32 protein-coding genes and 1 tRNA gene are annotated in these 26,092 nt (G+C 28.0%); 18 read left to right on the top strand and 15 right to left on the bottom strand.

Translation table 11 applies throughout. From position 1 onward, the window contains the following. Positions 1–2: 2 nt before the first annotated feature. Entirely contained in the window at positions 3–1,286 is a 1,284-nt protein-coding gene (locus tag ACQY31_RS05460; protein ID WP_428079249.1) for an ActS/PrrB/RegB family redox-sensitive histidine kinase, read from the top strand. Here the strand turns inward: ACQY31_RS05460 and ACQY31_RS05465 are convergent. Genes ACQY31_RS05465 through ACQY31_RS05475 form a run of 3 tightly spaced genes read right to left on the bottom strand, consistent with a single transcriptional unit; the run spans position 1,280 to position 4,571 of the window. Then, positions 1,280–3,079: a cobaltochelatase CobT-related protein gene (locus ACQY31_RS05465; RefSeq protein WP_428079251.1), complete on the bottom strand. Its 1,800-nt coding sequence runs from the start codon at positions 3,077–3,079 to the stop codon at positions 1,280–1,282. The genes ACQY31_RS05460 and ACQY31_RS05465 overlap by 7 nt on opposite strands. After that, complete coding sequence (gene cobS / locus ACQY31_RS05470; RefSeq protein ID WP_428079252.1) at positions 3,080–4,054, bottom strand: cobaltochelatase subunit CobS; 975 nt, start codon at positions 4,052–4,054, stop codon at positions 3,080–3,082. It lies immediately after the preceding gene. Continuing rightward, positions 4,038–4,571 carry a J domain-containing protein gene (locus ACQY31_RS05475; RefSeq protein WP_428079254.1) on the bottom strand — a complete coding sequence of 178 codons (534 nt, stop codon included), beginning with the start codon at positions 4,569–4,571 and terminating at the stop codon, positions 4,038–4,040. The genes cobS and ACQY31_RS05475 overlap by 17 nt, the downstream gene beginning before the upstream one ends. A gap of 17 nt (positions 4,572–4,588) precedes the next feature. Here ACQY31_RS05475 and ACQY31_RS05480 point away from each other — a divergent pair, with 17 nt between their 5' ends. Next, positions 4,589–4,849, top strand: coding sequence for a BolA family protein (locus ACQY31_RS05480; RefSeq protein WP_428079256.1), 261 nt, complete (start codon positions 4,589–4,591; stop codon positions 4,847–4,849). Here ACQY31_RS05480 and aroB read toward each other — a convergent pair. Beyond that, positions 4,841–5,944 carry a 3-dehydroquinate synthase gene (gene aroB / locus ACQY31_RS05485; protein WP_428079257.1) on the bottom strand — a complete coding sequence of 368 codons (1,104 nt, stop codon included), beginning with the start codon at positions 5,942–5,944 and terminating at the stop codon, positions 4,841–4,843. The two genes, ACQY31_RS05480 and aroB, sit on opposite strands and share 9 nt — an antisense overlap. Then, the gene (locus ACQY31_RS05490; RefSeq protein WP_428079259.1) at positions 5,931–6,443 is read right to left on the bottom strand and encodes a shikimate kinase; all 513 of its coding nucleotides are present in this window, start codon (positions 6,441–6,443) and stop codon (positions 5,931–5,933) included. The genes aroB and ACQY31_RS05490 overlap by 14 nt, the downstream gene beginning before the upstream one ends. A gap of 57 nt (positions 6,444–6,500) precedes the next feature. Between ACQY31_RS05490 and ACQY31_RS05495 the strand changes: the two genes are divergently transcribed. The 5 genes from ACQY31_RS05495 to truA are packed head-to-tail and all read left to right on the top strand — an operon-like array spanning position 6,501 to position 10,623. Beyond that, complete coding sequence (locus tag ACQY31_RS05495) at positions 6,501–6,683, top strand: hypothetical protein (RefSeq protein WP_428079261.1); 183 nt, start codon at positions 6,501–6,503, stop codon at positions 6,681–6,683. Then, positions 6,658–8,415: a hypothetical protein gene (locus ACQY31_RS05500; protein ID WP_428079263.1), complete on the top strand. Its 1,758-nt coding sequence runs from the start codon at positions 6,658–6,660 to the stop codon at positions 8,413–8,415. Before ACQY31_RS05495 ends, ACQY31_RS05500 begins: the two co-directional genes overlap by 26 nt. Before the next feature lie 24 nt (positions 8,416–8,439). After that, the gene (def, locus tag ACQY31_RS05505; protein WP_428079264.1) at positions 8,440–8,958 is read left to right on the top strand and encodes a peptide deformylase; all 519 of its coding nucleotides are present in this window, start codon (positions 8,440–8,442) and stop codon (positions 8,956–8,958) included. 3 nt (positions 8,959–8,961) lie between these two features. After that, complete coding sequence (gene fmt / locus ACQY31_RS05510) at positions 8,962–9,882, top strand: methionyl-tRNA formyltransferase (RefSeq protein ID WP_428079266.1); 921 nt, start codon at positions 8,962–8,964, stop codon at positions 9,880–9,882. Next, entirely contained in the window at positions 9,883–10,623 is a 741-nt protein-coding gene (truA, locus tag ACQY31_RS05515; RefSeq protein WP_428079268.1) for a tRNA pseudouridine(38-40) synthase TruA, read from the top strand. Here the strand turns inward: truA and ACQY31_RS05520 are convergent. Genes ACQY31_RS05520 through rpmH form a run of 10 tightly spaced genes read right to left on the bottom strand, consistent with a single transcriptional unit; the run spans position 10,603 to position 17,988 of the window. After that, on the bottom strand, positions 10,603–11,094 hold the full coding sequence (locus ACQY31_RS05520; RefSeq protein ID WP_428079270.1) for an SET domain-containing protein: 492 nt from the start codon (positions 11,092–11,094) through the stop codon (positions 10,603–10,605). The two genes, truA and ACQY31_RS05520, sit on opposite strands and share 21 nt — an antisense overlap. A gap of 31 nt (positions 11,095–11,125) precedes the next feature. Then, positions 11,126–12,055, bottom strand: a complete 930-nt coding sequence (locus ACQY31_RS05525; protein ID WP_428079272.1) for a histone deacetylase family protein — start codon at positions 12,053–12,055, stop codon at positions 11,126–11,128. Next, complete coding sequence (dapE, locus tag ACQY31_RS05530; RefSeq protein ID WP_428079274.1) at positions 12,052–13,209, bottom strand: succinyl-diaminopimelate desuccinylase; 1,158 nt, start codon at positions 13,207–13,209, stop codon at positions 12,052–12,054. Before dapE ends, ACQY31_RS05525 begins: the two co-directional genes overlap by 4 nt. A 1-nt stretch (position 13,210) precedes the next feature. After that, complete coding sequence (gene dapD, locus ACQY31_RS05535; RefSeq protein WP_428079276.1) at positions 13,211–14,038, bottom strand: 2,3,4,5-tetrahydropyridine-2,6-dicarboxylate N-succinyltransferase; 828 nt, start codon at positions 14,036–14,038, stop codon at positions 13,211–13,213. Positions 14,039–14,041: 3 nt separating this feature from the next. After that, positions 14,042–14,713, bottom strand: coding sequence for a pyrimidine 5'-nucleotidase (locus ACQY31_RS05540; protein WP_428079277.1), 672 nt, complete (start codon positions 14,711–14,713; stop codon positions 14,042–14,044). Beyond that, complete coding sequence (argB, locus tag ACQY31_RS05545; protein ID WP_428079279.1) at positions 14,710–15,576, bottom strand: acetylglutamate kinase; 867 nt, start codon at positions 15,574–15,576, stop codon at positions 14,710–14,712. The genes ACQY31_RS05540 and argB overlap by 4 nt, the downstream gene beginning before the upstream one ends. Beyond that, positions 15,576–17,252: a membrane protein insertase YidC gene (gene yidC / locus ACQY31_RS05550; protein ID WP_428079280.1), complete on the bottom strand. Its 1,677-nt coding sequence runs from the start codon at positions 17,250–17,252 to the stop codon at positions 15,576–15,578. Before yidC ends, argB begins: the two co-directional genes overlap by 1 nt. A gap of 1 nt (position 17,253) precedes the next feature. Beyond that, on the bottom strand, positions 17,254–17,502 hold the full coding sequence (yidD, locus tag ACQY31_RS05555; protein ID WP_428079282.1) for a membrane protein insertion efficiency factor YidD: 249 nt from the start codon (positions 17,500–17,502) through the stop codon (positions 17,254–17,256). Next, positions 17,502–17,843 carry a ribonuclease P protein component gene (gene rnpA, locus ACQY31_RS05560; RefSeq protein ID WP_428079284.1) on the bottom strand — a complete coding sequence of 114 codons (342 nt, stop codon included), beginning with the start codon at positions 17,841–17,843 and terminating at the stop codon, positions 17,502–17,504. Before rnpA ends, yidD begins: the two co-directional genes overlap by 1 nt. Before the next feature lie 4 nt (positions 17,844–17,847). Next, positions 17,848–17,988: a 50S ribosomal protein L34 gene (gene rpmH, locus ACQY31_RS05565; RefSeq protein ID WP_023854404.1), complete on the bottom strand. Its 141-nt coding sequence runs from the start codon at positions 17,986–17,988 to the stop codon at positions 17,848–17,850. An 85-nt stretch (positions 17,989–18,073) separates the two neighbouring features. On the opposite strand from rpmH, the gene ACQY31_RS05570 reads away from it, so the two are divergent. The 11 genes from ACQY31_RS05570 to ACQY31_RS05620 all read left to right on the top strand — a co-directional run bounded on the left by ACQY31_RS05570 (position 18,074) and on the right by ACQY31_RS05620 (position 26,092). Then, complete coding sequence (locus ACQY31_RS05570) at positions 18,074–18,796, top strand: TVP38/TMEM64 family protein (RefSeq protein ID WP_428079286.1); 723 nt, start codon at positions 18,074–18,076, stop codon at positions 18,794–18,796. A 173-nt stretch (positions 18,797–18,969) separates the two neighbouring features. Beyond that, entirely contained in the window at positions 18,970–19,170 is a 201-nt protein-coding gene (locus tag ACQY31_RS05575; protein WP_075505952.1) for a hypothetical protein, read from the top strand. 97 nt (positions 19,171–19,267) lie between these two features. Beyond that, entirely contained in the window at positions 19,268–19,828 is a 561-nt protein-coding gene (gene dcd, locus ACQY31_RS05580; protein ID WP_075505953.1) for a dCTP deaminase, read from the top strand. Positions 19,829–19,831: 3 nt separating this feature from the next. Continuing rightward, entirely contained in the window at positions 19,832–21,094 is a 1,263-nt protein-coding gene (murA, locus tag ACQY31_RS05585) for a UDP-N-acetylglucosamine 1-carboxyvinyltransferase (protein ID WP_428079289.1), read from the top strand. After that, complete coding sequence (locus ACQY31_RS05590) at positions 21,091–21,483, top strand: DUF2948 family protein (protein WP_428079291.1); 393 nt, start codon at positions 21,091–21,093, stop codon at positions 21,481–21,483. The genes murA and ACQY31_RS05590 overlap by 4 nt, the downstream gene beginning before the upstream one ends. 2 nt (positions 21,484–21,485) lie before the next feature. Then, on the top strand, positions 21,486–22,769 hold the full coding sequence (gene hisD / locus ACQY31_RS05595; protein ID WP_428079293.1) for a histidinol dehydrogenase: 1,284 nt from the start codon (positions 21,486–21,488) through the stop codon (positions 22,767–22,769). Between the two features lie 2 nt (positions 22,770–22,771). Then, positions 22,772–22,987 carry a translation initiation factor IF-1 gene (gene infA, locus ACQY31_RS05600; RefSeq protein ID WP_023854397.1) on the top strand — a complete coding sequence of 72 codons (216 nt, stop codon included), beginning with the start codon at positions 22,772–22,774 and terminating at the stop codon, positions 22,985–22,987. A 4-nt stretch (positions 22,988–22,991) separates the two neighbouring features. Further along, positions 22,992–23,066: transfer RNA gene (locus ACQY31_RS05605), tRNA-Phe, on the top strand. 81 nt (positions 23,067–23,147) lie between these two features. Then, positions 23,148–23,360, top strand: coding sequence for a cold-shock protein (locus ACQY31_RS05610; RefSeq protein ID WP_075505957.1), 213 nt, complete (start codon positions 23,148–23,150; stop codon positions 23,358–23,360). Between the two features lie 313 nt (positions 23,361–23,673). Next, the gene (gene hisS, locus ACQY31_RS05615) at positions 23,674–25,068 is read left to right on the top strand and encodes a histidine--tRNA ligase (protein WP_428079295.1); all 1,395 of its coding nucleotides are present in this window, start codon (positions 23,674–23,676) and stop codon (positions 25,066–25,068) included. Further along, entirely contained in the window at positions 25,046–26,092 is a 1,047-nt protein-coding gene (locus ACQY31_RS05620; protein WP_428079297.1) for an ATP phosphoribosyltransferase regulatory subunit, read from the top strand. Before hisS ends, ACQY31_RS05620 begins: the two co-directional genes overlap by 23 nt.

Here is a 26,092-nt window from a genome sequence, read left to right on the forward strand (position 1 = left end):
AAATGAAGTTTTTTGAAACTTCAAAACATCACTCTTTCAAAAAGTCTACTTATATTACCTTAAGATGGATTGGGATAATTGGACAGTTAATTGCAGTTAATTTTGTATACTTTGTCTTAGATTTTAAATTTGATTTTATAACTTCTAATTTAGTTATATTGGTTGGTGTCGTAAGTAATTTTTACTTAATTTTTATATATAAAAAGACTCAATTATCAGATAGATCAGCTTTCATTTTTTTAGTTATTGATATTTTGCAACTAGCTATATTACTTTATTTATCAGGTGGAATTATTAATCCTTTTGTTATTTTCATAATTATTCCGAGTGTATTTTCATCTTCTAATTTAAGTTTTAGAACAAATACTTTGCTTGTATTTTTAACAGCTTTCTTAATTATCTTTTTAACTTTTTATTCAACAGAATTACCTTCTCCATTTGGTGATCATTTTCATGTAAGCCCTTATTACTATTATTCTATTCCAATCGCTTTGATTATTGCTCTTGTTTTTTTGAATTATTTTGCAATGACTTTTGGAACTCAGTCCAGGTTAAGAAAAGAAGCTCTAACTAAAATGGAAGAAGTAATGGCCAAGGAACATGAGCTACTATCCTTAGGTGGTCAAGCTGCTGCAGCCGCACATTCTTTGGGAACGCCTCTTTCAACCATAAAAATAATTACCCAAGAATTACTAAAACAATTTGAAGGTAATAAAGATGTAGAAAAAGATATCAATTTATTATTCAGTCAGGTTAAAAGATGTAATGAAATATTAAAAAAATTAACATTAAATCCAGATGAAGAAGATGAATTTATTGATAAGGATATTTCAATTAGAGATTATTTAAATGAAATTTTAAATTCATTTAAAGAAATAAGTACGAAGAACTTTATCTTTAATTTTGATCAAGACTCTAATTCAAAAAAAATAGTTAAATCTATAGAAATTGTCTATGGACTAAGAAATTTCCTTGGTAATGCTAATAAATTTTCTGATGAAAATATTTTTATAAATCTAAAGAGTGATAGTGAATTTACTGAAATAAGTATTGAGGATGATGGTCCCGGCTATCCAAAGGATATTTTGTCAAAAATCGGTGAACCATATTTAAAATCAAATAACCCTCAAGATAAATCAAAAACAGGGCTTGGTTTAGGTTTGTTTATAGGAAAAACATTGTTAGAAAAAAATTTTGCTTCTGTAATATGTAGAAACTCTAAAACAAGATCTGGTGCTGAAGTGATAATTAAATGGAAAAATAAAAATTTATTTAATATTCAATGAAATTTTTTCTTTGTTTCGAACAAAGAGCTAAGTTGAGATATCATCACATCACCTAATTCATTTACATCAGTAATTTTTATAGCTCTATCATAATATCTCGAAACATCATGGCCAATACCAATCGCTAAAATTTCAATATCAGATTTATTCTCAATAAATTTGACCATTTTCTTTAAATGTTTTTCTAAAAAGTCTCCTGAATTTACTGAAAGTGTTGAGTCGTCAACTGGTGCTCCATCAGAAATTACCATTAAAATTTTTCTTTCTTCTTTTCTTTTTTTAATCCGGTTGTATGCCCAAGATATAGCTTCTCCATCAATATTTTCTTTTAATAAACCCTCTTTTAACATCAGGCCTAAATTATTTTTTGCCTGTCTCCAATGTGTATCTGCACCTTTATAAATTATATGTCTTAGATCGTTAAGTCTCCCAGGTGTTTTTGGTTTTGAATTTTTAGTCCAAAATTCTCTACTTTGTCCACCTTTCCAGTTTTTTGTGGTAAATCCTAAAATCTCTACTTTTACCGAACATCTTTCAAGTGTTCTTGACAGGATGTCTGCGCAGATAGCAGCAATCGTTATTGGTCTCCCTCTCATAGATCCAGAATTATCAATAAGCAAAGTTACAACTGTGTCTTTAAAGTCTAGATCTTTTTCTTTTTTAAATGACAAAGAGTTATATGGATCCATTATTATTCTTGGTAACTTTGAACTATCAAGCAAGCCTTCTTCTAAATCAAATTCCCAAGCTCTGTTTTGCTTTGCTAGTAATTGTCTTTGAAGTTTATTAGCTAATTTAGTAATTACATCTTGGAAACCAACTAACTGTTGATCTAAATTTTTTCTAAGTTTAGTAGTTTCATCTGCATTTTCTAGATTTTCAGCTTTAACAACTTCATCGTATTGTGTAGTAAATATTTTGTAATCAAGATTTACATTATCAATTTTTTTTTGAATTACCTGCTCAGAGTTTTGTTCATCAGACTCAACATCTGACAACTGATCATCCAAATTAAACTCGTCTATATTATAATCAGCATCAACAGATGCCTCTGTTTGCTGTTCATCATTTTCATCTTTGCCATCTTCATTATCTTTATTTTGGTCATCATTTGAGGGATTGTCTTGACCTTGATCTTGATTTTCTTCCTCTTCTTGATCTTCCTCATCACTTTGAAAAATATCCATTTCTTCTAGTATTTCAGAAAATTTAGAACCATACGTATTTTGATTTTCTAAATTATTTAATAAAAATTCTTTATGTTTCTTAATTGATTGCTCAAAATCTTTTTCCCAGAAATTAAGCATTCTAGATGTTAAAGGATTTAGATCAATATTATGAAAATTTTTAAGCATATATAACTCAAATGCTTCAGCAACAGGAACGTCCTCTTTTGTTTTAAGCTGATCTTTTCTTTTACGATTAATTATTTGTGAATAGTTTTCAGAAAAATTTTTTTGAATTCCTTTCAACATTTTGCCCCCTAGGGCCTCATATCTAATTTTTTCAGCTATATTATATAAAGATCTAGAGGAAGTGTTTGAAGGCAAATTTTTTTTGTAAATTTTTTCATTAGAAAACCTTTTTTTAAGTGCTGTAGAGTCTGTTTCAGCCCTTAATTTTATAAAATCACTTGGACTAGTTAGATCATTTATTTCAAAAGACGAAATATCTTTAGTCTTTTTATCTTCAGAAGATTTGTTGTTTATGTCAATATCGTCTGCGATAACTTTTGCTGTTGAAGATAAAGCAATTCTAAATTTTTCTTTTAAATTTGTTTCTTTATTGCTCATTTAAATTTGAATATTAATCAAAGACTCAGGCAATTCTTCACCAAAACATCTTTGATAATATTCCGCGATTGTATTTTTCTCAATATCATCGCACTTATTTAAAAAGGTTACTCTAAAAGCATATCCAGTATCTTTAAAAATTTCAGAATTTTCAGCCCAATGAAGAACTGTTCTTGGACTCATTACAGTAGATATATCTCCAGCAATAAAACCTTTTCTGGTTAAGGATGCTACTTTAATCATATTAGCAACTTTTTCTTTTTCCTTAGCATTATTTAAATTTTTATTCTTTGATAAAACTATATCCATTTCTCTATCTAGGCTTAGATAGTTTAATGTTGTTACAATATTCCATCTATCCATCTGCCCTTGGTTAATCTGCTGTGTTCCGTGATAAAGTCCAGTAGTATCACCAAGCCCAACTGTATTAGATGTAGCAAATAACCTGAAATACTTATTTTGACTAATTACTTTGTTTTTATCTAGTAGCGTGAAATTTCCTTCAGCCTCCAACACTCTTTGAATAACGAACATAACATCAGGTCTTCCAGCGTCATACTCATCAAATACTAAAGCAACTGGATTTTGAATTGACCATGGCAGAATACCCTCATTAAACTGCGTTACTTGTTTTCCATCTTTAAGGACAATTGCATCCTTACCTATTAAATCTATTCGACTAACATGACTGTCTAAATTTACTCGAATACACGGCCAGTTTAGTCTTGCAGCTATTTGCTCTATGTGTGTTGATTTTCCAGTACCATGATATCCTTGTACTAATACTCTTTTATTGAACGCAAATCCTGAAATGATTGCAAGTGTAGTATCTCTATCAAATTTATAGTTTTTATCTATTTCAGGCACATATTCATTTTTTTTTGAAAATGCATCTACTTCCATTTCAGAATCTATTCCAAAAGATTGTTTTAAAGAAACTTTTATGTCAGGTTGAATGTTAAGATTTGGAGTCAATTTTTTCCCTATAAGTGTTTTTTAGCTGTGTGTAAGCTAAAGTGATCAGTTTTAATTTTTCCTCGTATTTTTTATTTCCAGCATTCATATCAGGGTGAAATTTTTTAACAAGCACTTTGAATTTTTCTTGTATTTTTTGCCATTTTAAACCCACAGATATTCCCAATATTCCAAATGCTTTAATATCTTTATGATCGAATTTAAATTGACGCATATGATTATAGTCTCCATTGAATTTATCTTTATCAAATTCATCTTTTAATGTTGTGTTCCATAGGACTTTAAAAAAATTATCTGAAGAACTAAAATTTTGAGTAGGTTTGTGCCAAGTCATATCTGACTTTAAAAAATTGATTACTTGGTTATCACTCATCCCAGAAAAATAATTCCAGTTTTTGTTAAATTCTTTAACATGTTCTAGACAAAGCATTCGATATTTCCTGCTATTATCCTTTTCTATCGGTGCCCTGTATTCACCGATTTCATTACAATTATTCCAGTCACAAATATTTTTCATGATATAATAATTACTATATGGATATAAATGAATTAATTGCAATTATAAAAAAAAAATTATCAGATCAAATAAATATTCAAAGTATAGATATAGAAGATAAATCTTTTCTTCATAAAAATCACAAAGGTAATCAAGAAGGCAAATATCATTTAAGATTAAGTATAGTTTCTGATGAGTTAAAAAATATGAACAGAATTGAAAGTAATAAAAAAATTTATAAAGTATTAGATAAAGAATTGAAAGAAACTATTCACTCAATTCAAATTCAACTATCTTAAGTAATCATCAAAAAATTTTTTCAATCTTTCTTTTGAATATTCAATATTAATTTGTGGAGATCCAATTTTTTTTAAAAGTACTAAATTAATTTTTTGCGATTTATTTTTTTTATCCTTTGTCATGAAAAATAATATTTTATTTATATCTTTTTTTTTAAAAAATTTATTAACAGATATTGCTAGATTTAAATTATTGATATGATTTAATATTAGGTTGTAATCACTTTTTTTTAGTATTTTTAAATTTAAACTAAAACTTAATGCTGTCTTTATGCCTAGGATTACTGCTTCACCGTGATTTAATTTCTTATTGTAATTTAAGCTTGCTTCATAAGCATGGCCAAATGTATGCCCAAAATTTAAAACTTTTCTTAAATTTTTTTCTTTCTCGTCTTTTTCAACCACACTTTTTTTAATTTTACAGCTTTCATAAATAGCTTTTTCAATAAATGGAGAGCTCAGTTTAATAATTTTATTCACATTCTTATTTAAAAATTTGAAGAAATTTTTATCTCTTATTAGAGAATGTTTTAAAATTTCACCATATCCACAAACAATCTCTCTTTTTGGCATCGATTTAAGAAAATCAACGTCTGATATAACCAAGTTTGGTTGATAAAAACTACCAATTAGGTTTTTTCCATAATTTGAATTTATGCCAGTTTTACCACCAATCGAAGAGTCAACTTGGGATAAAAGTGTTGTTGGTATATTTATAAATTTCATACCTCTTTTAAAGATACTAGATGCAAAACCACTTACATCACCTGTAATACCCCCACCTATTGATATTAAACAGTCATCTCTAGAAAAGTTTTTATTTAATAAAATTTCTAGGATCTTATTAATAATATTAAAGTTTTTATTGGCCTCACTGGCAATAAAAAAACATATATGTATTTTCTTTTTATTGAATGAATTTTTTATTTTAGTGATAAATTTTTTTGGTACATTTTTATCAACTACAAGAAGACATTGATTGAATGTTAAGGAATTATTCTTAATTATTTTTGACAGGTTAGTAACTAAATTTGATCCAATTATTATTGGATATTTTTGTGTTTTTGTTTCAATTTTTAATTTAATTGGTTTCATAAATTTCTTTAATTTTGCTTACTATTTCATTTTTTGTAAGATTATCACATTTGATTTCATATAAGGCTTTAGAATAAATGTTAGTTCGTTTTTTAATTAAATCAATTAAATCATTATCTGTAGCATTAATTGTTAGAGGTCTTTTTTTGCTATTTTTAATTCTTTCAACTAAAATTTTTTCATTCCAATTTAACCAAAATGAATAATGATTTTTTAAAACTTCATTTCTAATATTTTTATTTGCAAAAGCACCTCCCCCAAGAGAAACAACTGTAGAACTAAGTTTTAATTTTTTAAGTGTAGTTTGTTCCTCAATTTTTCTAAAATATTCTTCTCCTTTTGTTTCGAATATTTTTCGAATTGTCGTATTTAAATTTTTCTCTATTTCTTTATCTACATCTACAAAATTTAATTTAAATTTTTTTGCTACTAAAGAGCCAATAGAACTCTTACCAGATCCCATCATACCTAGAAAAACCAGATTTTTTTTTGATTTCATAAGTTTAAATATTGAAAAAACACAAATATGTCTTAATTTGAAATTATCTAAAGTTATATGCATTTCAACAAAAATACAAGTTCAGGTAAAAAAAGTATAATCGGACTAGTTGTTAAATCTATTTTTGGACTAGTAATTGTTCTTGGCGTTGTTTTAATTCTCAATTCAATTGATTTTCCTGCTCCTAAAAAGGAAATTGAAAAAATTATTCCAAATGAAAATTTTAAAATTGTTAAATAAAAAATTCTTTTTTATTTTTTTAAGCTATCTAATTATTTTAAATCCTATTCACGCAGAAGATAATCCAATTGATATATGGAATCTTGAAAAAAAAGAAAATGAAACTGTTGAGGAAGCAGTTATTACAGAAGGTGAAAATAATAATGATCAAATAAGTGTTTTTGATATGCAGTCAGATAAAAATACTGGCTCGATAGAATTAGATGAAAATTTAATATCAAAAGAAGTCAAAATAGTAGGATTATACGATCCTGCAGAACACGGTTTGACTATTGATATGTGGACGAATTCTGATGGTCAAAAGTTAAAAAATTTATTTGATAGTTTAGAGAAAATTAATCTTTCTAATGATGCATTAGAAATTATGGAAATCTCATTATTAACTAACGCTCATTATCCTAATCAAAATATTACTGAAAATGAATTTTTAAAATTTAAATCTGATTGGTTAATTAAAAATTCTAATTTAGAACTCATTGAAGAATTTTTGGTTAATAATCAAATTGTAAACTCTCATCCCAAACTAACCAGACATTTATTAGATAACTATTTATCAGATAAAAATATAAAGAAGACCTGTGAATTTTTTACAAAAATTAAAGAACCAGTTGAAGATGAATATTTATCTAAATTAAATTTATATTGTTTAGTAAATTATGGAAAAAATGAAGAAGCCCAATTAATTCTAGATCTTAAAAAAGAGTTAGGTTTTCAAGATGAGTATTTTGAAAATAAAATGAATTACCTGTTTGGTTATATTGAAGAAGCATCCAAAGAAGTCTCTGAAAGTTCAGTATTTGAGTTTCATTTAGCTCATAGGACAAATCCAGATTTTTCATATGAGCCTAATGAAAATACACCTCAATTAATTTGGAAATATCTATCAAATTCAAATTTACTACCAGATCTAAGTAATGTTGACATAAATGATCAAGACAAAATCTTAATTATTGAGAAAGCTGCTAATTATAAAATTTTCCCAGAAAAAGACTTATTTGAATATTATAAAAAATTTCAATTTAATATTGATCAATTGTTAAGTGCAACCGATACTTACAAGTTGCTGTCTCCATTAGAAGCGAGAGCATTAATTTATCAAAGAGCACTTTTGACAAGTGAACCAGAATTAAAATTGGAATTTTTACAGTTGTTGAAGCAGCTATTTGAGGACAATAAAATTGGTTTAGCTTTTGATGTAGAGCTCAATAACTTTTTGAACGAAATTGAAGTAGATAATGTTCCTTCAGATTATTTAAGTTTCTACAATAACTATTCAAAAAATCAGAATTCAGAGTTCAAAAAAATTCAATATAATAATAATATTTTACATCAATCTAAGTGGGTAAATTATTTTAGAGGAGATTATTCAAAATCTGAAATACAAGAAGATTTAAAAAAATTTCTTGATAGAATAATTTTTAGTAATGAAACTTTGTCGACTAAAGATATAATTTTTATAGAAAGTCTGAAATCAGACGGAGTAGAAATACCAAGCGAGTATGACAGTTTATATTCACAAAAACCTTTTAAACTAGATGAAAATCTAGCGGAGTTGATAGAAGCAAATGAAGTTGGAACAGTTTTATTATCTTTAATTGAGATAATAGGTAATGACAAAATAGAAAATATTGATGAAAAAAGACTTTATTTTATTTCTAATACACTAAATCAAATAAATGCTGATTTAATAAGAAATAAGCTATTGCTAAAAGTTCTTCCTTTAAAAGTATAAAAATTATAATAACATATAAATTTTATGGCGATAAGAACGATTATTACAGAACCAAACAAATTACTTCGACAAGTATCAAAACCTGTAGAGGCTGTTGGAAGTGAAGAGCAAAAATTAATGAATGATATGCTCGATACAATGTATGATGCTAATGGTATTGGTCTTGCAGCAATTCAGATTGGTATACCAAAAAGAATTATAGTGATGGATATAAGTAAGGACAAAAACAAAAAAGAGCCTAGATACTTTGTAAATCCTGTAATAAAAAATAAAGATCCACTTAAGGCAACTTATGAAGAAGGGTGTTTGTCTGTACCAAATCAATTTGCTGAAATAGATCGACCAAGTAAATGTGAAGTAGAATATTTAGATTACAATGGAAAGAAAAAACTACTAAAAGCAGATGGATTACTTGCAACATGCATACAGCATGAAATGGATCATTTGGAAGGGATATTGTTTATTGATTATCTCTCAAAACTAAAAAAATCAATGATCATAAAGAAACTTTCAAAATTAAAATCAAATTCAGCTGAAGTTTAAAAAATGTCAAAAAAGTTAGTTTTTATGGGTACACCCATGTTTGCTGTACCAATTTTAAAATCTTTATATCAAAATGGATATAATATTTCTTATGTTTATACACAGCCACCTCAAAAATCAAAAAGAGGACAAAAAATTAATAAGTCTCCAATACAAGGTATTTCTGAAACTTTAAATTTAGAATATAGAACGCCGCCAGTTATAAATAATGAAGAGGAGTATAATTTTTTTAAATCTTTAGATGCTGATTTAGCAATAGTTGTTGCTTACGGACAAATCATACCTAAAAAATTTCTAAGCTTAACTAAAAAAGGTTTTATAAATATACATGCATCTTTACTGCCTAAATGGAGAGGTGCCGCACCAATTCAAAGGTCAATTATGAATTTAGATCAGGAGACTGGAATAAGTATAATGAGAATTACTGAAAAATTAGATACAGGACCAGTTTGTAATAATTATAAAATCCAACTTAATGAAAATTTGAATGCGTTAGAAATTAGTGAAAAGCTTTCTAACTTAGCAGCAGAAAAAATTTTAGATAATGTAGATGATATTTTAGATGGTAAAGCAAATTTTGTTGAGCAAGATCATTCGAATGCAACCTATGCATCTAAAATTCAAAAAACTGAAGGTCAAATTAATTGGGATGAAAATGCTGAAAAAATTATTGGTAAGATAAACGGTTTATATCCATCACCTGGAGCATTTTTTATTTTTAATGGAGAAAGATATAAAATTTTAAAAGCTCAAATTGGAAGAGCTCAAGGAAATCCAGGTTCAGTATTGAGTGATAATCTTGAAATCGCTTGTGGTAATAATCAATCGATAATTATTAAGGAAATTCAGAGGCAAGGGAAAAGACCTCAAAATATTGGTGAATTTATTCAAGGTTCGCAGATAAAAAAAGGTTCAAAGATATAAATGTTCAGATATCAGCTTTTGATAGAATATTTAGGCACAAATTACAAAGGTTGGCAAATTCAAAAAAAAAATAAAACCATTCAAGGAATACTTCAAGACAAAATTAGAAAGTTATTAAAAGAAAATATTACTATAGTTGGATCGGGTAGAACAGATGCTGGTGTTCATGCTATCGAGCAGTCCGCGCATTTTGATTTAAAAAATAAATTATTGAGTTTAGATAAATTTATTAACTCAATTAATCACTTTTTAAAAAATGAAAAAATTGCAATCCTTAAAATAAGAAAAAGGACCAGCAATTTTCACTCAAGATTTTCTGCAAAAAAGAGAGTTTATAAATATGTCATTTTAAATAGAACAAGTTCACCTGTGATTGAAAAAAACCAAGTCTGGCATGTAAGAAAAAAATTAGATTTAGATTTGATGAAATTAGGGGCAAAAAAATTAGTTGGTACAAAAGATTTTTCAACATTTAGAGCTTCAAGTTGTAATGCTAAGAGTCCAATTAGAACAATGGATTTTGTAAAATTAAAATCTTCAAATGATAAAATAGAAATTCAATTTAAATCTCAATCTTTTCTTCAACAGCAAGTAAGATCTATGGTTGGATGTTTAAAATATTTAGGTGAAAATAAATGGGATTTAAAAAAATTTGACAAAGCTCTAAAGTCTAAAAAAAGGTCACTGTGTGCTCCTCCAGCACCACCTACAGGATTATTTTTATCTAAAGTTTTTTATTAGATTTTTTTTATTACTCATGGCAAATTTTTTATTTATTCGCCATCTAGATTCTGCCCTTACAATATACCCACAACAATTTTTTGACTTACACTTACAGGGAAATTGTTTGTAATTTTCATCATAACCAAAACCATAATCACAGGTAAATTCCTCACCTTTTTTGATATCTCTAATTGCTTTAACCCAAATTTTTAGACCCTTACCATCATAATCACAATTATTGTCACAAGAATGATTAATCAATCCTGCAGTATTCCATGGAAAATCTCCATCAAGGTCATATCTTTTATTGATAGTAAATAAATAGATTGGTTTACTATTGTCATATTTGTCAGACTCTTCAGTTTGTTTTTTTGTAATTAGTTTACCAACGTAATCAATTATCTTGGTACCTTCTTTGATATCTCTAGTTGCATAAAGTCCTCTACCTTTTTTATCGATATCAGATTTTTTAATTTTATATAATTTCATTGAGTTTTATTTAGTTTTTTATTGGGAATTATCAATTAAATTCTATTAAAGCATCAACATGTCTTTGAGTACTGTCTTGTAATGCTTTTAAGTCATATCCACCTTCTAGTATAGATACTACATTACCTCTACAAAATGATTTTGAAATTTCTAAAGTTCTTTTTGTAATTGTATAATAATCTTCAGCATTAAGTTTTAATTGTGCCAAAGGATCATCAATATGAGCATCAAAACCTGCAGAAAACAATAGAAATTCCGGTTTAAACTCTTTTAATTTTTTTAATACTAGTTCATATGCATTTAAATATTCTCTAGCACTTGTTCCAGCTTCAAGTGGGATATTCAAAATATTATTAAATTTTCCAATCTCTTTTTCTGAACCTGAACCTGGATAATATGGAAATTGATGAGTAGAAATATATAAAACTTTTTCATTGTTAAAAAAAATATCTTGTGTCCCATTTCCATGATGGACATCAAAATCGATTATAGCTATTTTTTTATAACTATATTTTTCAATTAAATAGTTAGCTCCAACTGCAACATTGTTGTAAATACAAAAGCCCATGGCTTTCTCTTTTTCTGCGTGATGACCTGGGGGTCTCACCGCACAAAAAGCATTTTTAAATTCTTTTTCCTCCACACCATCAATCGCTGCAATAATTGATCCAACAGCGTCCATTGTTGCTTCTTTGCTACCAGGGGAGACAACCGTATCTCCATCTAAAAAATTAAATCCATTTTGAGGGTATGATCGATCAACATGATCAATATATTCAGAAGAATGAGTTTTTATTAGTATTGATTTTTCAAATTTTGAAGGTTTTTTCCATATTAAATTTTTGTTATCTAATTTTTTAAAGTTATCAATAACAGCTGTAACTCTATCTATTTTTTCAGGATGTCCATCTCCTGTATTATGATTTTTGTATGTGTCAGAAGTAATTAAAGCTGTTTTCACTTAAAATAATTCTTTAAAATATTTGAATAAATTAAAGTTAATTTTTTTAAATCACTTAAAGAAACTGCTTCATCTATTTTATGCATTGTTTTTCCAACCAAACCAAATTCTAAACAGGGAGCAATCTTTCTAATAAATCTTGCATCAGAGGTGCCTCCTGTGGTTGAGAGTTCAGGTTTAATCTTAGTAATCTTTTTAATTATATCTTGGATCATATATGTAGTTTGGTTTGGTTTAGTTAAAAAAGCTTCACCAGATACACTATATTCAATTTTGTAATTTGACTTATTTTTATTACAAATTTTCTTCAATATTTTATTTATTTTTGTTTTAATTGAATTCGATGAGTGTTTATTATTAAATCTAATATTAAAAGTTGCATTAGCTAAACCTGGAATTACGTTGTCAGCTGTATTATCAATATTTATTTTTGTAACCTCTAGGTTTGTTGGCTGAAAATCTTTTGTTCCTTTATCAAATTTAATTTCTTTTAATTCTTTCAATATTTGAACAAGAGTAGTTGATGGATTGTTAGCTCTATTAGGATAAGCAACATGACCCTGAACACCTATGACTGAAAGTCTACCATTCATACTTCCTCTTCGACCAATTTTAATCATTTCTCCTAATCTATTTGGATTAGTTGGTTCTCCAACCAAACAAAAATTAATTTTCTCTTTTCTTTTTTTTAAGTATTCGACAACTTTTTTTGTACCGTTAATAGCAATTCCTTCTTCATCACCTGTAATTAGTAAGCTTATAGAGCCATTAAATTCTTTGTTATTTTTAACAAAAATGCTGACAGCAGAAACAAAAGCTGCAATAGAGCTTTTCATGTCATTTGCTCCTCTTCCAATTAAATGTCCTTTTTTAATTGATGGTCTGAAAGGATTTACCGTCCAATCTTTTAAGTTTCCAGCAGGTACAACATCTAAGTGACCAGCGTAGCAAAAATTTGGACCTTTGGTTCCAAGTCTTGCATAAAGATTTTTTACTGGTTTAGTGTTTTTTTCTTTAAACTCTAATATTTTAGTTTTGAAACCAAGTTTTCTTAATTGTTTTTCTAAGAATTTCATTACTCCAGCATCTATTGGTGTTATAGATGGGTAACGAATTAGCTCTTTGGCTAATTGTAATTCATTAATGATTTGCATTTTAATCTCTTAAAAGATCGTTTACTGATGTTTTAGATCTTGTTTTTTCATCAACTTGTTTGATGATTACTGCACAATATAACGAGGGTGCAGCAGGATTGTTTTTGTCTGGTAATGATCCAGGAACAACAACTGAGTAAGGAGGTATTTTACCGTGATTTACTTCACCAGTTTTTCTATTAACGATTTTAGTTGATTGGCCAATATACATACCCATACTAAGCACCGAACCTTCACCAACTATTACACCTTCCACAACTTCTGACATAGCACCTATAAAAACATTATCTTCAATAATGGTTGGAAGAGCTTGTGCTGGTTCTAAAACTCCACCAATACCAGTTCCAGCTGAAATATGACAATTTTTTCCAATCTGACAGCAACTACCTGCACGACTAAAAGTATCCATCATTGTTCCTTCATCTATGTAAGCACCAATATTTACATAACTCGGCATTAGAACTACATTTTTAGCAACATATGATCCTTTTCTCATTGCAGTATTTGGCACCATTCTAAAACCTGCTTTTTCAAAATCATCGTTTGACCATCCAGCTGTTTTTCCTTTTAACAAATGAGCTTTATCTCTCCAAGCTGAGTAGGGGCCATTTAAAGTTTCCATACCATGAATTCTAAAACTTAGCATAATTGCTTTTTTTAAGTGTTGGTGAGTTACCCATTCACCATCAATTTTTTCAGCAACTCTAGATTTACCGCTATCTAGATCTTCTATTACTTGATTAATAGTATCTTTTAATTTTTGATCTGAATTTTGATTAACTTGATCTTTGTTTTCCCAAGCTTCATTTATAATGTTTTCTATACTCATAATTTATTGGTTTTTTAATAACCTTATTTCTTTTAAAAATAAAGTAAGATTTTCAATTTTATAATCAATATATTCTTTGTCAGATTCTTTTTTACCCCATTCCTCATCATTAATTAACCAAGCAGTAATTGTTCCTCGCTTTTTTCCTATCGATAAGTTTTTTGCTATATCTTCAATGTACAAAGTTTCTTTTGGAGCAATTTTGAATTTTTCTATCATTAAATCGAAAGCTTTAGCTTCTGGTTTTGGATGATATTCTGCATCTACAATATCAAATATATCTTCAAATTGGTCATTAATTCCTAGAGCTGTAGTTATATGCCTTACATGGTTTTGACTACCATTAGTAAAGACAAATTTTCTTAAATTTATATTCTCTAACTCATATCTTAATGCTGTATCTTTTTCTAAAAAAGATAAATCAATATCATGAACAAAATCTAAAAATTCTTTAGGATCAATTTCATGATGTATCATTAGGCCGTTTAAGCTTGTATTATATTTGTGAAAGTAATTTGTCTGAAGTTCTTTGGCTTTTTTTAAATCTACATTTAGTTTACTTGAAATATATTCAGTCATTTTTCGGCTAACTTGACCAAATACTGCTTCTAGGTCACTATAAAGTACACCATCACAATCAAATAGAATATTTTTAATATGGCTTAAATTTTTCATTGTCTAATTAAAGTTCCAGATCCCTTATCTGATAAAAGTTCAAATAGAACAGAATGATTTTTTCTTCCATCTATTATAACAACTCCTTTTACTCCGTTACTAGCAACATCTAAGCAATTATTTATTTTTGGGATCATGCCACCAGTAATTGTTTCATTATTTATTAAGTCTTTTATAGATTCTGAATTAATTTCTGGAATTAGATTTTTATTGTTGTCCAAAACGCCTTCTACGTCACTTAATATAATTAACCTTCTGGCATTAATTTTTTTTGCAATATAACCGGCTGCGGTGTCTGCATTGACGTTATAAGTTTGATCATTTTTATCCAAACCTAAAGGTGCAATAATAGGGACTTTTTTATTTGCTATAATTTTATCTATTATTGATTGATCTACATTTATAGGAGAGCCCACAAAACCAAGCTCTTCATTTTCTTGGACGACTGTTAAAATATTATTTTCCTTGGAATTAATACTCTGACTTTCACAATTTTGCTTATCTAGAGCATTGATAATTTCTTTATTAAAATCAATTAATACTTCTTCTACAACTTTAATAGTTTCTTTATCAGTTACTCTTAATCCTTTTATAAATTTACTTTCTAATCCTATTTCATTAAGTTTATTACTTATTCTTTTTCCACCTCCATGAACAATAATAGGAGTAAATCCTAGTTTATTTAGTGTTGAGATATCTTTAACAAAAATATCAAAAATATTTTGATCAATTAAAACACTACCACCACATTTAATAACAATATATTCATCATTATATTTTTCTAAATATTTTTGTACTTCTTCTGTTGAAGGACCATCTAGTGGTATAATTGTTTTTAATTCTTCTTCTTTAATATCCAACATTAAGTTGTTGTTTTAACAGTGGTTCGTTTCATTATGAAAACTTGTTGTGCCATAGTTAAAATATTATTTACCGTCCAATATATTACCAACCCTGCCGGGAAAGGTGCTAAAATTATTGTTAGGAATAATGGAAAGAACATAAATATTTTTGCTTGCATCGGATCTGTTGGTGCAGGATTTAATTTTTGTTGAACCCACATAGAAATACCCATTGCAACAGGCCATGCTCCAATGACTAAAAATGATGGTACATCATAAGGCAATAATCCAAATAGATTAAACAAGGAGGTAGGGTCTCTCTCGGATAAATCTTGTATCCATCCATAAAAAGGCATTTGTCTCATTTCAATTGTTACAAATAAAACTTTGTACAAAGCAAAGAAAACTGGAATTTGTACAAGTATTGGTAAACAACCAGACATCGGGTTTACTTTCTCTTTTTTATAAAGAGCCATCATCGCTTGTTGTAATTTCATTTTGTCGTCTTTGTGTAGTTCTTTCAGTCTCGCCATTTCAGGCTGTAAGGCTTTCATTTTTGCCATGCTTCTAAATGAAAAGTTTGCAAGTGGGAAAAATGCTAATCTTATACAAATTGTAATTGCTATAATTGCTAGGCCATAATTTCCAAGTAATTTAAAGAAATAATCAATTCCAAAAAATAACGGTTTGGTAATGAAGTATAAAAATCCCCAATCAATTGTTAAGTCAAATTTATCAATATTTAAAGACTCAGCATATCCATCAATTACATCAACTCTTTTTGCAGCAACAATGATTTGTAAGGTTTCTTCAATCAATGAATTTTCATTAAGTTCCAATGGCTCAGTTGAAACAAAATTTGCTCTGAACTTATCTTTATAATCAAATGTTGTTTTAAATTCTTTTTCTCTAGGTGGAATTAGCGAAGTTACCCAGTATTTATCTCCAATCCCTAACCAACCTTTTTGAGCTGTTCTTGAAAATTTCTTCTCCTGTATGTCATCATAATCTTCTTCAATAAGTTCATCATCAAGTGTTGCTACCAATCCTTCATGAAGGATATAGAAGTTAGATATATCAGGCATTTCATTTCTAATGATTTGCCCATAAGTATAAAAATCATATTTTTTATCTGTTGGATTGATTACACTTTGTTTAATTGAAAATAAATATTTGTCATCTAAGGTGATCTCTTTTTCAAATGTTATACCTTGATCATTTGTCCAAGATATTTTTATAGGAGATTGATCAGTTAATTTATTATTTCCTGAAACTTTCCAAATAGAATTTGAATTTGGAATTTCAACATTTTTATCAGATGTAATAAAACCACTTTCAATTAAGTAACCATCTTTTGAATTTCTTGGTGAAAGAAGTGTAACTTTTTCCTGTGAGTCTAAACTAACATTATATTGCTTAAAAGTTAGATCATCAATTACGCCACCTTTAAGTGAAATAGAACCAACAATACTTTCATTCTCAAAATTAATTCTTTCACTTTGTTTTAAAGCTTCTTCTCTAGAAATTTCAGTAACATTTTCTTTTTGATCCAGTAAAGGTGTGTCACTGTTTTGTTCAACTTTATTTCCTTCAGCCATATTTTCTTTAGTAATTGGTGGAGGAGCAAAAAATAGTGAATATAAAACTATAACTGCCGCTGATAATGAAATTGCTGCTACTATATTTTTAGTATCCATATTATTTTAATTTTGTATTTTTTTTAACAGGATCAAAACCTTCACCACCACCTAAAAATTTGATTGGGTGACAAGACAAGATTCTTTTAATACTTAAAATTGATCCTTTTAATAGACCAAATTCTTTAAGTGCATCAATACTGTATTCTGAGCAAGTAGGCAAATATCTACAAGAATGTCCAAATAGAGGGCTAATCAGATATTTATAACCTTTGATAATTTTAATTAATATATTTGTAAAAATATTCATTATTTTATTTTTTCAAAATCCTGAAATAGAGTTTCTTTTATTAATTTGTATTCATTATTTAGCATAGATGACTTAGCGATAACAAGGAATGAATAGTTAAAATTTATTGATATTTTTTTAACTGCTTCGTTTAAAATATTCCTTAATCTTCTTTTAATCTTATTTCTCTTAACTGCATTCCCCAATTTCTTTTTTGTTACAAAGCTAATGTTGAGTTTTTTATTATCTTTATTCATTAATTTACCAAAGAAAATAGTTACGTACTTATTTGTAAACTTTTTTTGTTTAAGTAAATTTTTAAATTCTTCGTTTTTTGAAAGAGCAACAATTTTGCTTTTCATTAATTTACACTGATACAGTTAAAGACTTTCTTCCTCTGGCTCTTCTTCTAGCTAAAAGTTTCTTTCCACCTTTAGTCTTCATTTTTGATCTAAAGCCGTGTTTTCGAGCTCTTTTTTTATTTGAAGGTTGGTATGTTCTTTTCATAAATAAATTGATTAAATTTTGCCCCTTTATATTAGCAATAATAAAAATAGCAAATAGAAGATTTAGGAATAAAATAACAATATTCATGGAAAAAACAAAAAAAATTAAACTATTTATAGGTTTATCTTACTTATTAATTGTTAGTTTATTTTTATATTTTTTCTTTTCAAAATTCAGTCTTCAGGAGATTACATCTTATGATTTTTTGAGAAATAACAGATCTTATTTAATTGAGTTAAAGAATTCTAATTTATTTTTAGTTTCAATTTCTTTCTTGTTTCTAACAGTGCTTTGGGTATTTCCTTTTCTGGGATTTGGATCTCCCGTGGCACTTATGGGTGGTTTTATCTTTGGGAAATGGATTGGAACACTAGTTGTAGTGACCGGTTTAAGTGTAGGTGCAACTTTTTTATATATATTTGGAAATTATTTTTTAAGAGATTTAATTAGAGAAAAATTTCTTAATAAATTTCAAAATCTTGAAATCAAATTTAAAAAATCTGAATTTTTTTATTTGCTCGTTTACAGATTTATTGGAGGAGTTCCTTGGCAAATAAGCTGTCTATTGCCAACATTATTTAATGTAAGAGTTATAAATTTTCTATTTGCAACTTTTTTAGGAATAATACCCCAGATTTTTTTGGCAGTTTCAATTGGAAGTGGGATTGAAAAAGTAATCGATCAAAATTCAGAAGTTCCAGGAATAATGGATATTATCTTTTCTCCAGATATTTATGTTCCTCTATTAGCGTTTTTTATATTAATTGTGATTTCAATTATTTTTAGAAAAAAATTTTACAGAAATTAATGGTGCTCCCACCCTGTACTGACCAGGGAACTAGTCATTACCAATGACTTGTTATGCCATTTAACTACAGGAGCTAAAATACATTTAGTAATTTATTGATAATAAAGCATTTTTTTCAAATTATTGCCTTAATTTTTTGACTATAATGATCTATATCTACTTAAAAAAATGTTATGGGAATTCACTACGATTATAAATCAACAAAAGGCAACAAGCTTATGGAGAAGCAAGCTAAAAGAGAAAGAAAGCTTGCTGAAAAAAAAGCTAAACGTTTAGCTAAAGAAGGCCCCAAAAAAGAAGAGCCCACATCAAAACCATTAGATCCTAATAAACCAATATCTTTAGATTTTTTGACTAATCCCAACAAAGAATGAGTTCTAAAGATAAAAATGAGCGTTTGAGCTTAGCTTTAAGAAAAAACTTAAAAAAAAGAAAATTATTTCAAAAAAAAAATAAAAAAAAATTTAAGTAATGTCTATTCAGCCTGACTCGTGGATTAAGAAGATGTGCAAAGAGCACAATATGATTGAACCATTTTTAGACCATCAAGTTGCGGAGGGTAAAATATCATATGGATTAAGTAGTATGGGTTATGATGTTAGAATCTCTGACGAATATAGAATATTCACTAATGTAAATAATTCTTTAGTTGATCCAAAAAATTTTTCAGATGACAATTTTATAGAGAAAAAGGGACCACATTGCATCATTCCTCCAAACTCATTTGTTTTAGCTAAAACAGTAGAATATTTCAGAATTCCAAAAGATGTACTTTGTATATGTGTTGGTAAAAGTACTTATGCAAGAACAGGTATAATTTGTAATGTAACTCCTATTGAAAATGAATTTGAAGGAAATATAGTTATAGAACTAAGCAACACTACACCTAATCCAGCAAAAATTTATTCTAATGAAGGTATAGCCCAATTTTTATTTTTTAAATCAGAAACTCAACCAGAGACAACTTATAAATCTAAGAACGGTAAATATCAGGGACAAACTACTATTCAGGTTGCTAAAATTAAAAAGTAAGTTATGGACAAATTTCTGATTGATGGTCCTAGCAAAATCAAAGGCAAAGTTTCAATATCAGGTTCTAAAAATGCATCATTGCCAATATTAGCAGCTACATTACTTTTTGATTTACCAGTAACCATTCATAACCTTCCAAAAGTAAAAGATATTAGCACTATGCTTAATTTACTTAAGTCTCTTGGATCAAAAATCGAACTTTCTAAAGATAAAAAAACTGCAAAAATTTTAAACAATAAAAATATGAAAACTTTTGCTAGTTATTCATTAGTTAAAACAATGAGAGGTTCAATTTTAGTATTAGGACCATTAGTTGCAAAATATCATAAGTCAAAAACATCATTACCTGGTGGTTGCTTAATTGGTGCAAGACCAGTTAATTATCATTTGTCAGCTTTAGAAAAACTTGGAATGAATTATGAAATTAAGGACGGTTACATTTTAGCAAAATCTAATGGCAAACTTAAAGGTGGACAAATTAGATTTCCAAAAATTACTGTTGGAGCAACTGAAAATTCTATAATTGCTGCATGCTTGGCAAAAGGAAAAACGATATTAAAAAACTGTGCTGTTGAACCAGAAATAAAAGACCTTACTAACTTTCTTAACTCAGCTGGTGCAAAAATTAATTGGAAAGGAAGAAATTGTACTATAAATGGAGTAAGTTCATTAAAATCAATAAATTATTCTGTGATGGCTGATAGAATTGAAGCTGGTACTTTTTGTGTTGCAGCAACTCTAGCTAAAGGAACTTTAGAAATTAATAATCTAGATCCAAAAATAATAAATTCAGAACTTAATTTATTAAAAAAAACAGGAGCCAAAGTAAAAGTAAGCAATAATAAAATTCATATTAATGGACCAGAAAAAATTAAGTCTATTAAAAATATTAAAACAAAAGAGTTTCCTGGAATTCCAACAGATCTGCAGGCGCAATTAATGGTCTTAATGTGTAAAGCAAGAGGAAAAAGTTCAATCACAGAGAATATTTTTGAAAATAGATTCATGCATGTTGCTGAATTACAGAGATTAGGTGCAAATATTATTACTAAAAATAATAAAGCTTATATTGAAGGTAATACGAAATTCATTGGTGCAGAAGTAATGTCTAGTGATCTAAGAGCATCAGTGGCACTTGTCTTAGCAGCTTCAGTTGCACAAGGGAGATCTGTAATTAATAGGATTTATCATTTAGATCGTGGTTATGAAAAAATTGAAAATAAATTAAAAAACATTGGTGTTAAAATAAAAAGATTAAAAAGATGAAAAAATATTTAGCTAAAATCATTGCTACAGACAAAGAAGGATTACAAATGATTTCAGCCTGTAGTTCAGGAGCTAAAGTAAAAGTTTCAGATATTAAGTATCTAGAATCTAATAAAGTATTTTTGTTATCAATTGAACGTATTAAAGTAGAAAATGAAAATGAGGACAAAAAAGTCAATAGTATCTGCAGATTTGATTTTGTTGATAAGGTAAAGTCAAAAAATATTGATCAATCAAATCAAGAATTGGTTTTAGAATTAGTAGGAATAGATTATTTGAAAAATAACGATGTTTATGAAATAAATCTCTTTTTTAGTAATAATGCTCATATTGCTTTGACCGCTGAAACGATTGAGGCAATATTAGAAGATCAAAGCGAAATAAAGTAGAGATGAAGGTTATAGATAGTAGTAAGAAAAATTTTGACAAATTATTGGATAATTTGTTAATGCAAAGAAAAAGAAAAGTTCAATCAAGTTCTGTTTCTGTCACAAACATTATTAAGGATGTTAAAAAAAATGGCGATAAAGCTTTATTTAAATATGAGAAAAAATTTAATAAAAATTCAATAATCGAACCTAGCTCAAATCAAATTCAAAAATCAATTCAATCATTAAATTCTATTGTAAAAAAATCTATCGATACTGCTTACAAAAGGATTTATAAATTTCATTCATTACAAAAGTTTAAAAATATTTCTTACACTGATAAATTTAAAAATAAACTTGAGTATAAATATTTACCATTAGAATCGGTTGCAATTTATGTACCTGGTTCAACTGCATCCTATCCATCTAGTGTATTGATGAATGCAATTCCAGCTATTGTTGCTGGTGTAAAAAGAATAGTTATGATCAACCCAGGCTATAAAGGAAAACAAAATCCTGCAGTATTATATGCTGCTAAAAAATGTAAAATAAAGGAAATTTATTCAATTGGTGGACCTTCTGCTATTGCTGCAGTTTCTTATGGAACAAAAAAAATTAAAAAGGTTGATAAAATTGTAGGGCCTGGAAATGCTTACGTTGCAGCTGCAAAAAAAGAAGTTTTTGGAGATGTTGGAATTGAGGGTATGACTGCTGGTCCTTCTGAAGTTACAATAGTTTGTGACAAGCACTCTAATCCAGAATGGGTTGCAAGTGATTTAATAGGACAAGCAGAACATGATGATCTTGCACAGTGCATATTAATTTCAAAAGATAAAAACTTATTAAATAAAGTTAAAACTGAAATAATTAAACAATTAAAAGAAATTCCAAGAGGGTCGATTGCAAAGAGAAGTTTGCAAAATAATGGAATTTTAATGCACATAAATTCAGATAAAAAAATTATCGATATTGTTAACAAAATAGGTCCAGAACATTTAGAGTTAAATGTTAAAAATTATAAATCTATTGTTTCAAAAATAAAAAATTCAGGATCAATTTGTTTAGGAAAATATGCTGTTATGGCTATGACGGATTATAATGTAGGTTCAAACCATGTTTTACCAACTAACGGATCAGCAAAATATTCAAGTGGTATAAGTGTAAACGAATTCTACAAAAGAATTTCATACATAAACCTATCAAAAAAGGGTATTGAAAGTCTTGGACCATCAGTTATAACACTTGCAAATTATGAAGGCCTGGTTGGACATGCTCAATCAGTATTTAAAAGAATAAGGAGAAAATAAATTTGTCAAAACAAGACTTACTTGAATTCAAGGGGACTGTGATAGACCTACTTCCGAATGCAATGTTTAGAGTTAAGCTAGAGAACGGTCATACGGTTACAGCCCACACAGCAGGTAAGTTGAGAAAAAACAGAATTAGAGTTCTTCAAGGTGACAATGTAACTGTGGAGATGACACCTTACGATCTTACTAAAGGAAGAATTATCTTTAGAGGATAAATAAGGCTGAGTAGCTCAGGAGTAGAGCAGAGCCCTGAAAAGGCTTGTGTCGGAGGTGCGAATCCTTCCTCAGCCACCACCACAAAGTTTGATCTTGAAATACCTGTAAAAGAAATTAACTTAATTAATATAATAAATAACAAAAGGACGAAGAAATAAGATGAGTACACTACAAGGTAAAATAAAATGGTATAATGGCAAAAAGGGATATGGCTTTATAGAGAGAGACGACAAAGAGAAAGATGCCTTTGTACATGCTTCAGCTGTAAAAGCTGCAGGAATGAGATTTCTTAATGAAGGTGATAAACTTGAATTCACATTAGAAGATGGTCCTAAAGGTCCTTCTGCAGTAAATTTAAAAAAAATAGACTAAATTTCGTAAAATTTCTAAGGACGTTATTTCTACTTTTAGTAGATTAACGTCCTTTTTTTTATTTAAGCCTTGAATATTAATAATTTTTGTCTAAAACGACTTCTCATGAATATAAATATTACATACAGAATTACTTATAGAAGTACTCACAGAAACTGTTTCCATAGCCGTTAGGCTATTTATTTATATTATAATTTTCATTCCACATAAAATAAGATAATAACTAAAAGATAAGCTTTGGTGGTGAAATAGTATCACGTCGGTTTGTGGATCCGAAGTCGTAGGAGCGTAACCTACCCAAAGTACCACTAAAATGGAAAAAGATAAAAAACTCAATCCTTCCTTACCATCTGGATTTGAAGATCGTTGGAACAAAAAGTTAGTTTTAAAAAAACAACTTTTAAAAGTGATTGAAAAAAATTTTTTAAAATTTGGAGCCGAACCATTAGAAACACCTTCTTTTGAGATCAGTGAAAATATTGGTTCGTTTTTAGCAGAGGATGAAGATAATCCTATGTCTGATGTGTTCTCATTCAAAGATAGTGATAAAAATATTACACTTAGATATGATCTATCCAGTCCTTTAGCTAGATTTGTTGCTCAAAATAACCAAGAGCTTCCATCAATTTACAAAAGATATGCAATTCAGAATGTTTTTAGAAATGAAAAAGCAGGAAATGGAAGATACAGAGAGTTCATGCAGGCTGATTTTGATATTGTTGGAAATGTTAATTCAGCCCAAGCTAATGCAGAACTTTGTAATTTAATCTCAAGCACACTCTTAGATTGTGGTTTGAATAAAGATCAATTCATCATCAATATTAGTAACAGAAAAATAGTTCAAGGTTTAATTAATGATTTAAAAATATCTGAAGATAAGCAATTAAAAGTAATTAGAGCTATTGATAAATTAGATAAACCTGGATTTGGTTTAAAAGGTGTTGAAGATCTTCTTAAAAAAGAGAGAAAAGATGCAAGCGGAGCAGTTACAAAAGGTGCTGATCTAACAGACGAACAAGCATCACAAATATTAAATTTTTTAAAAATAAAAGACTTAAAACAATTAAAAGAAAATTTAAATAATCCATTGTCTCAAGAAGGAATTAAAGAGCTTGAGGAAGTTTTTGAAATTTTAGGATTTGGTTCTAATTTAGAGCAAGTACAAACCAATTTTACTATTGTAAGAGGTTTAGCTTATTATTCTGATTTTATTCTTGAAACTAACCTGAATTTTAAAGTAACGAATAATAAAGGAAAAGAAGTTGATATTGGTAGCATTTGTTCGGGAGGTTCTTATACTAAACTTATCTCGAGATTTAAAGGGGTAGATATTCCAGGTACAGGAATTAGTTTTGGTGTAGATAGATTGTTATTTGCACTTTTACAATTAGACCAGATTAAGGTGGACGATCAAAAGCCTGTTTTAGTCTGTGTGATGGATGAAAAATATCTAAAAAATTATTACGAAATTGTAGATCAATTGAGAGAAAATAACATTAATGCAGAAATATTTTTAGATATAAAGAAAAGTTTAGGTAAGCAATTAACCTTAGCAAATAAACGTGAATTAAATATAGCAGTTATATGTGGCGATAATGAATTTAATGAAGGCACAGTAACGATAAAAAATCTTAAAGGTGTTAAAGGTGAAAATAATAAAACATTTCCAAAATCAAATTTAATAGATGAAATCAAAAAACTTATCTGAAAACATTCTTAGATCAGTAAAATCTAAGGGTTACAAATATATAGATTTACCATCGGTAATTGAGGCTAATCATATCGTTCAAAGATCAGGTGAAAACTTTAGAAAATTCATTTTTTCATTCACAGATCAAAATGGTAGTGAGCTATGCCTTAGACCGGATTTAACAATTGCATCTTGCTTAAGATACTTAGAGAATAATTTAAAAGGAAAAGAAAAAATTTTCTATAGTGGTCAAGCTTATAGAAAATCTGAAAATAAAACTGATTCTATTATTCGAGATCAAATTGGATTTGAAATTTTAGGTTCTAAAGATGAAAAAAATGATGATAAAGAAATTATCAATACCTCACTTAAATCTCTTCAAAATATTAAATATTCATCAGGCAAATTAACAATAGGAAATGTTGAGATATTTAATTTGTTAATTTCAAAACTAGATATTCCAAAAAGATGGAAGTTAAGATTATCAAGACATTTTTGGAGAGAAGATTACTTTAATGATCTTTTAAAAAGATTGGAGTCAAACTCTGATGTAGATCCAACTATCGTTGAAATAGATAAGAAGCGTTATTTAAAAATGCTAAAAGAAGATTTATCACATGTAATAGCAGGAAGAACGATTAATGAGATATTAAATCGGTTCGATAACAAAATTAAAGATCCAAGAAGAGCCAGTAAAGGTAAAGGTGTTTCAAAAATTATTAAAGACTTTTTAAAAATTAAATGCCCAATCAATGAGGCTGCATCTGTGTTAAATAAATTTTTTAAGAAAAATAGAATTAATTTGGTGGTTGATCAAAGATATTTTCCTGTCTTTAAAAACAAAGTTTCAAAACTAAATGTAATATTTTCAACTTCTTTTGGAAGACAATTGGAATATTACACAGGGATGGTTTTTAAAATTGATATTAAATCAAAAAATAAATTAAAAAATATTATTAATGGTGGTCGCTATGATCGATTAATTTCTGATCTTGGTTCAAAAAAACAAATTCCAGCAGTTGGAGCTGCTATAAATTTATAA

Origin of the sequence: Candidatus Pelagibacter sp. (assembly GCF_965262185.1) — a bacterium.
Taxonomy (GTDB): domain Bacteria; phylum Pseudomonadota; class Alphaproteobacteria; order Pelagibacterales; family Pelagibacteraceae; genus Pelagibacter.

Coding starts and splice junctions, on each gene's coding strand:
- ACQY31_RS05460 (WP_428079249.1), top strand. CDS start 3: ATGAAGTTTTTTGAAACTTCAAAACATCACTCTTTCAAAAAGTCTACT.
- yidD (WP_428079282.1), bottom strand. CDS start 17,502: ATGAATATTTTTACAAATATATTAATTAAAATTATCAAAGGTTATAAA.
- dcd (WP_075505953.1), top strand. CDS start 19,268: ATGTCTATTCAGCCTGACTCGTGGATTAAGAAGATGTGCAAAGAGCAC.
- hisS (WP_428079295.1), top strand. CDS start 23,674: ATGGAAAAAGATAAAAAACTCAATCCTTCCTTACCATCTGGATTTGAA.
- ACQY31_RS05570 (WP_428079286.1), top strand. CDS start 18,074: ATGGAAAAAACAAAAAAAATTAAACTATTTATAGGTTTATCTTACTTA.
- ACQY31_RS05620 (WP_428079297.1), top strand. CDS start 25,046: ATGAAATCAAAAAACTTATCTGAAAACATTCTTAGATCAGTAAAATCT.
- ACQY31_RS05495 (WP_428079261.1), top strand. CDS start 6,501: ATGCATTTCAACAAAAATACAAGTTCAGGTAAAAAAAGTATAATCGGA.
- rnpA (WP_428079284.1), bottom strand. CDS start 17,843: ATGAAAAGCAAAATTGTTGCTCTTTCAAAAAACGAAGAATTTAAAAAT.
- ACQY31_RS05490 (WP_428079259.1), bottom strand. CDS start 6,443: ATGAAATCAAAAAAAAATCTGGTTTTTCTAGGTATGATGGGATCTGGT.
- ACQY31_RS05520 (WP_428079270.1), bottom strand. CDS start 11,094: ATGAAATTATATAAAATTAAAAAATCTGATATCGATAAAAAAGGTAGA.
- argB (WP_428079279.1), bottom strand. CDS start 15,576: ATGTTGGATATTAAAGAAGAAGAATTAAAAACAATTATACCACTAGAT.
- ACQY31_RS05575 (WP_075505952.1), top strand. CDS start 18,970: ATGGGAATTCACTACGATTATAAATCAACAAAAGGCAACAAGCTTATG.
- ACQY31_RS05610 (WP_075505957.1), top strand. CDS start 23,148: ATGAGTACACTACAAGGTAAAATAAAATGGTATAATGGCAAAAAGGGA.
- dapE (WP_428079274.1), bottom strand. CDS start 13,209: ATGCAAATCATTAATGAATTACAATTAGCCAAAGAGCTAATTCGTTAC.
- ACQY31_RS05475 (WP_428079254.1), bottom strand. CDS start 4,571: ATGAAAAATATTTGTGACTGGAATAATTGTAATGAAATCGGTGAATAC.
- def (WP_428079264.1), top strand. CDS start 8,440: ATGGCGATAAGAACGATTATTACAGAACCAAACAAATTACTTCGACAA.
- rpmH (WP_023854404.1), bottom strand. CDS start 17,988: ATGAAAAGAACATACCAACCTTCAAATAAAAAAAGAGCTCGAAAACAC.
- aroB (WP_428079257.1), bottom strand. CDS start 5,944: ATGAAACCAATTAAATTAAAAATTGAAACAAAAACACAAAAATATCCA.
- fmt (WP_428079266.1), top strand. CDS start 8,962: ATGTCAAAAAAGTTAGTTTTTATGGGTACACCCATGTTTGCTGTACCA.
- truA (WP_428079268.1), top strand. CDS start 9,883: ATGTTCAGATATCAGCTTTTGATAGAATATTTAGGCACAAATTACAAA.
- hisD (WP_428079293.1), top strand. CDS start 21,486: ATGAAGGTTATAGATAGTAGTAAGAAAAATTTTGACAAATTATTGGAT.
- ACQY31_RS05500 (WP_428079263.1), top strand. CDS start 6,658: ATGAAAATTTTAAAATTGTTAAATAAAAAATTCTTTTTTATTTTTTTA.
- ACQY31_RS05465 (WP_428079251.1), bottom strand. CDS start 3,079: ATGAGCAATAAAGAAACAAATTTAAAAGAAAAATTTAGAATTGCTTTA.
- murA (WP_428079289.1), top strand. CDS start 19,832: ATGGACAAATTTCTGATTGATGGTCCTAGCAAAATCAAAGGCAAAGTT.
- ACQY31_RS05540 (WP_428079277.1), bottom strand. CDS start 14,713: ATGAAAAATTTAAGCCATATTAAAAATATTCTATTTGATTGTGATGGT.
- ACQY31_RS05480 (WP_428079256.1), top strand. CDS start 4,589: ATGGATATAAATGAATTAATTGCAATTATAAAAAAAAAATTATCAGAT.
- ACQY31_RS05590 (WP_428079291.1), top strand. CDS start 21,091: ATGAAAAAATATTTAGCTAAAATCATTGCTACAGACAAAGAAGGATTA.
- dapD (WP_428079276.1), bottom strand. CDS start 14,038: ATGAGTATAGAAAACATTATAAATGAAGCTTGGGAAAACAAAGATCAA.
- yidC (WP_428079280.1), bottom strand. CDS start 17,252: ATGGATACTAAAAATATAGTAGCAGCAATTTCATTATCAGCGGCAGTT.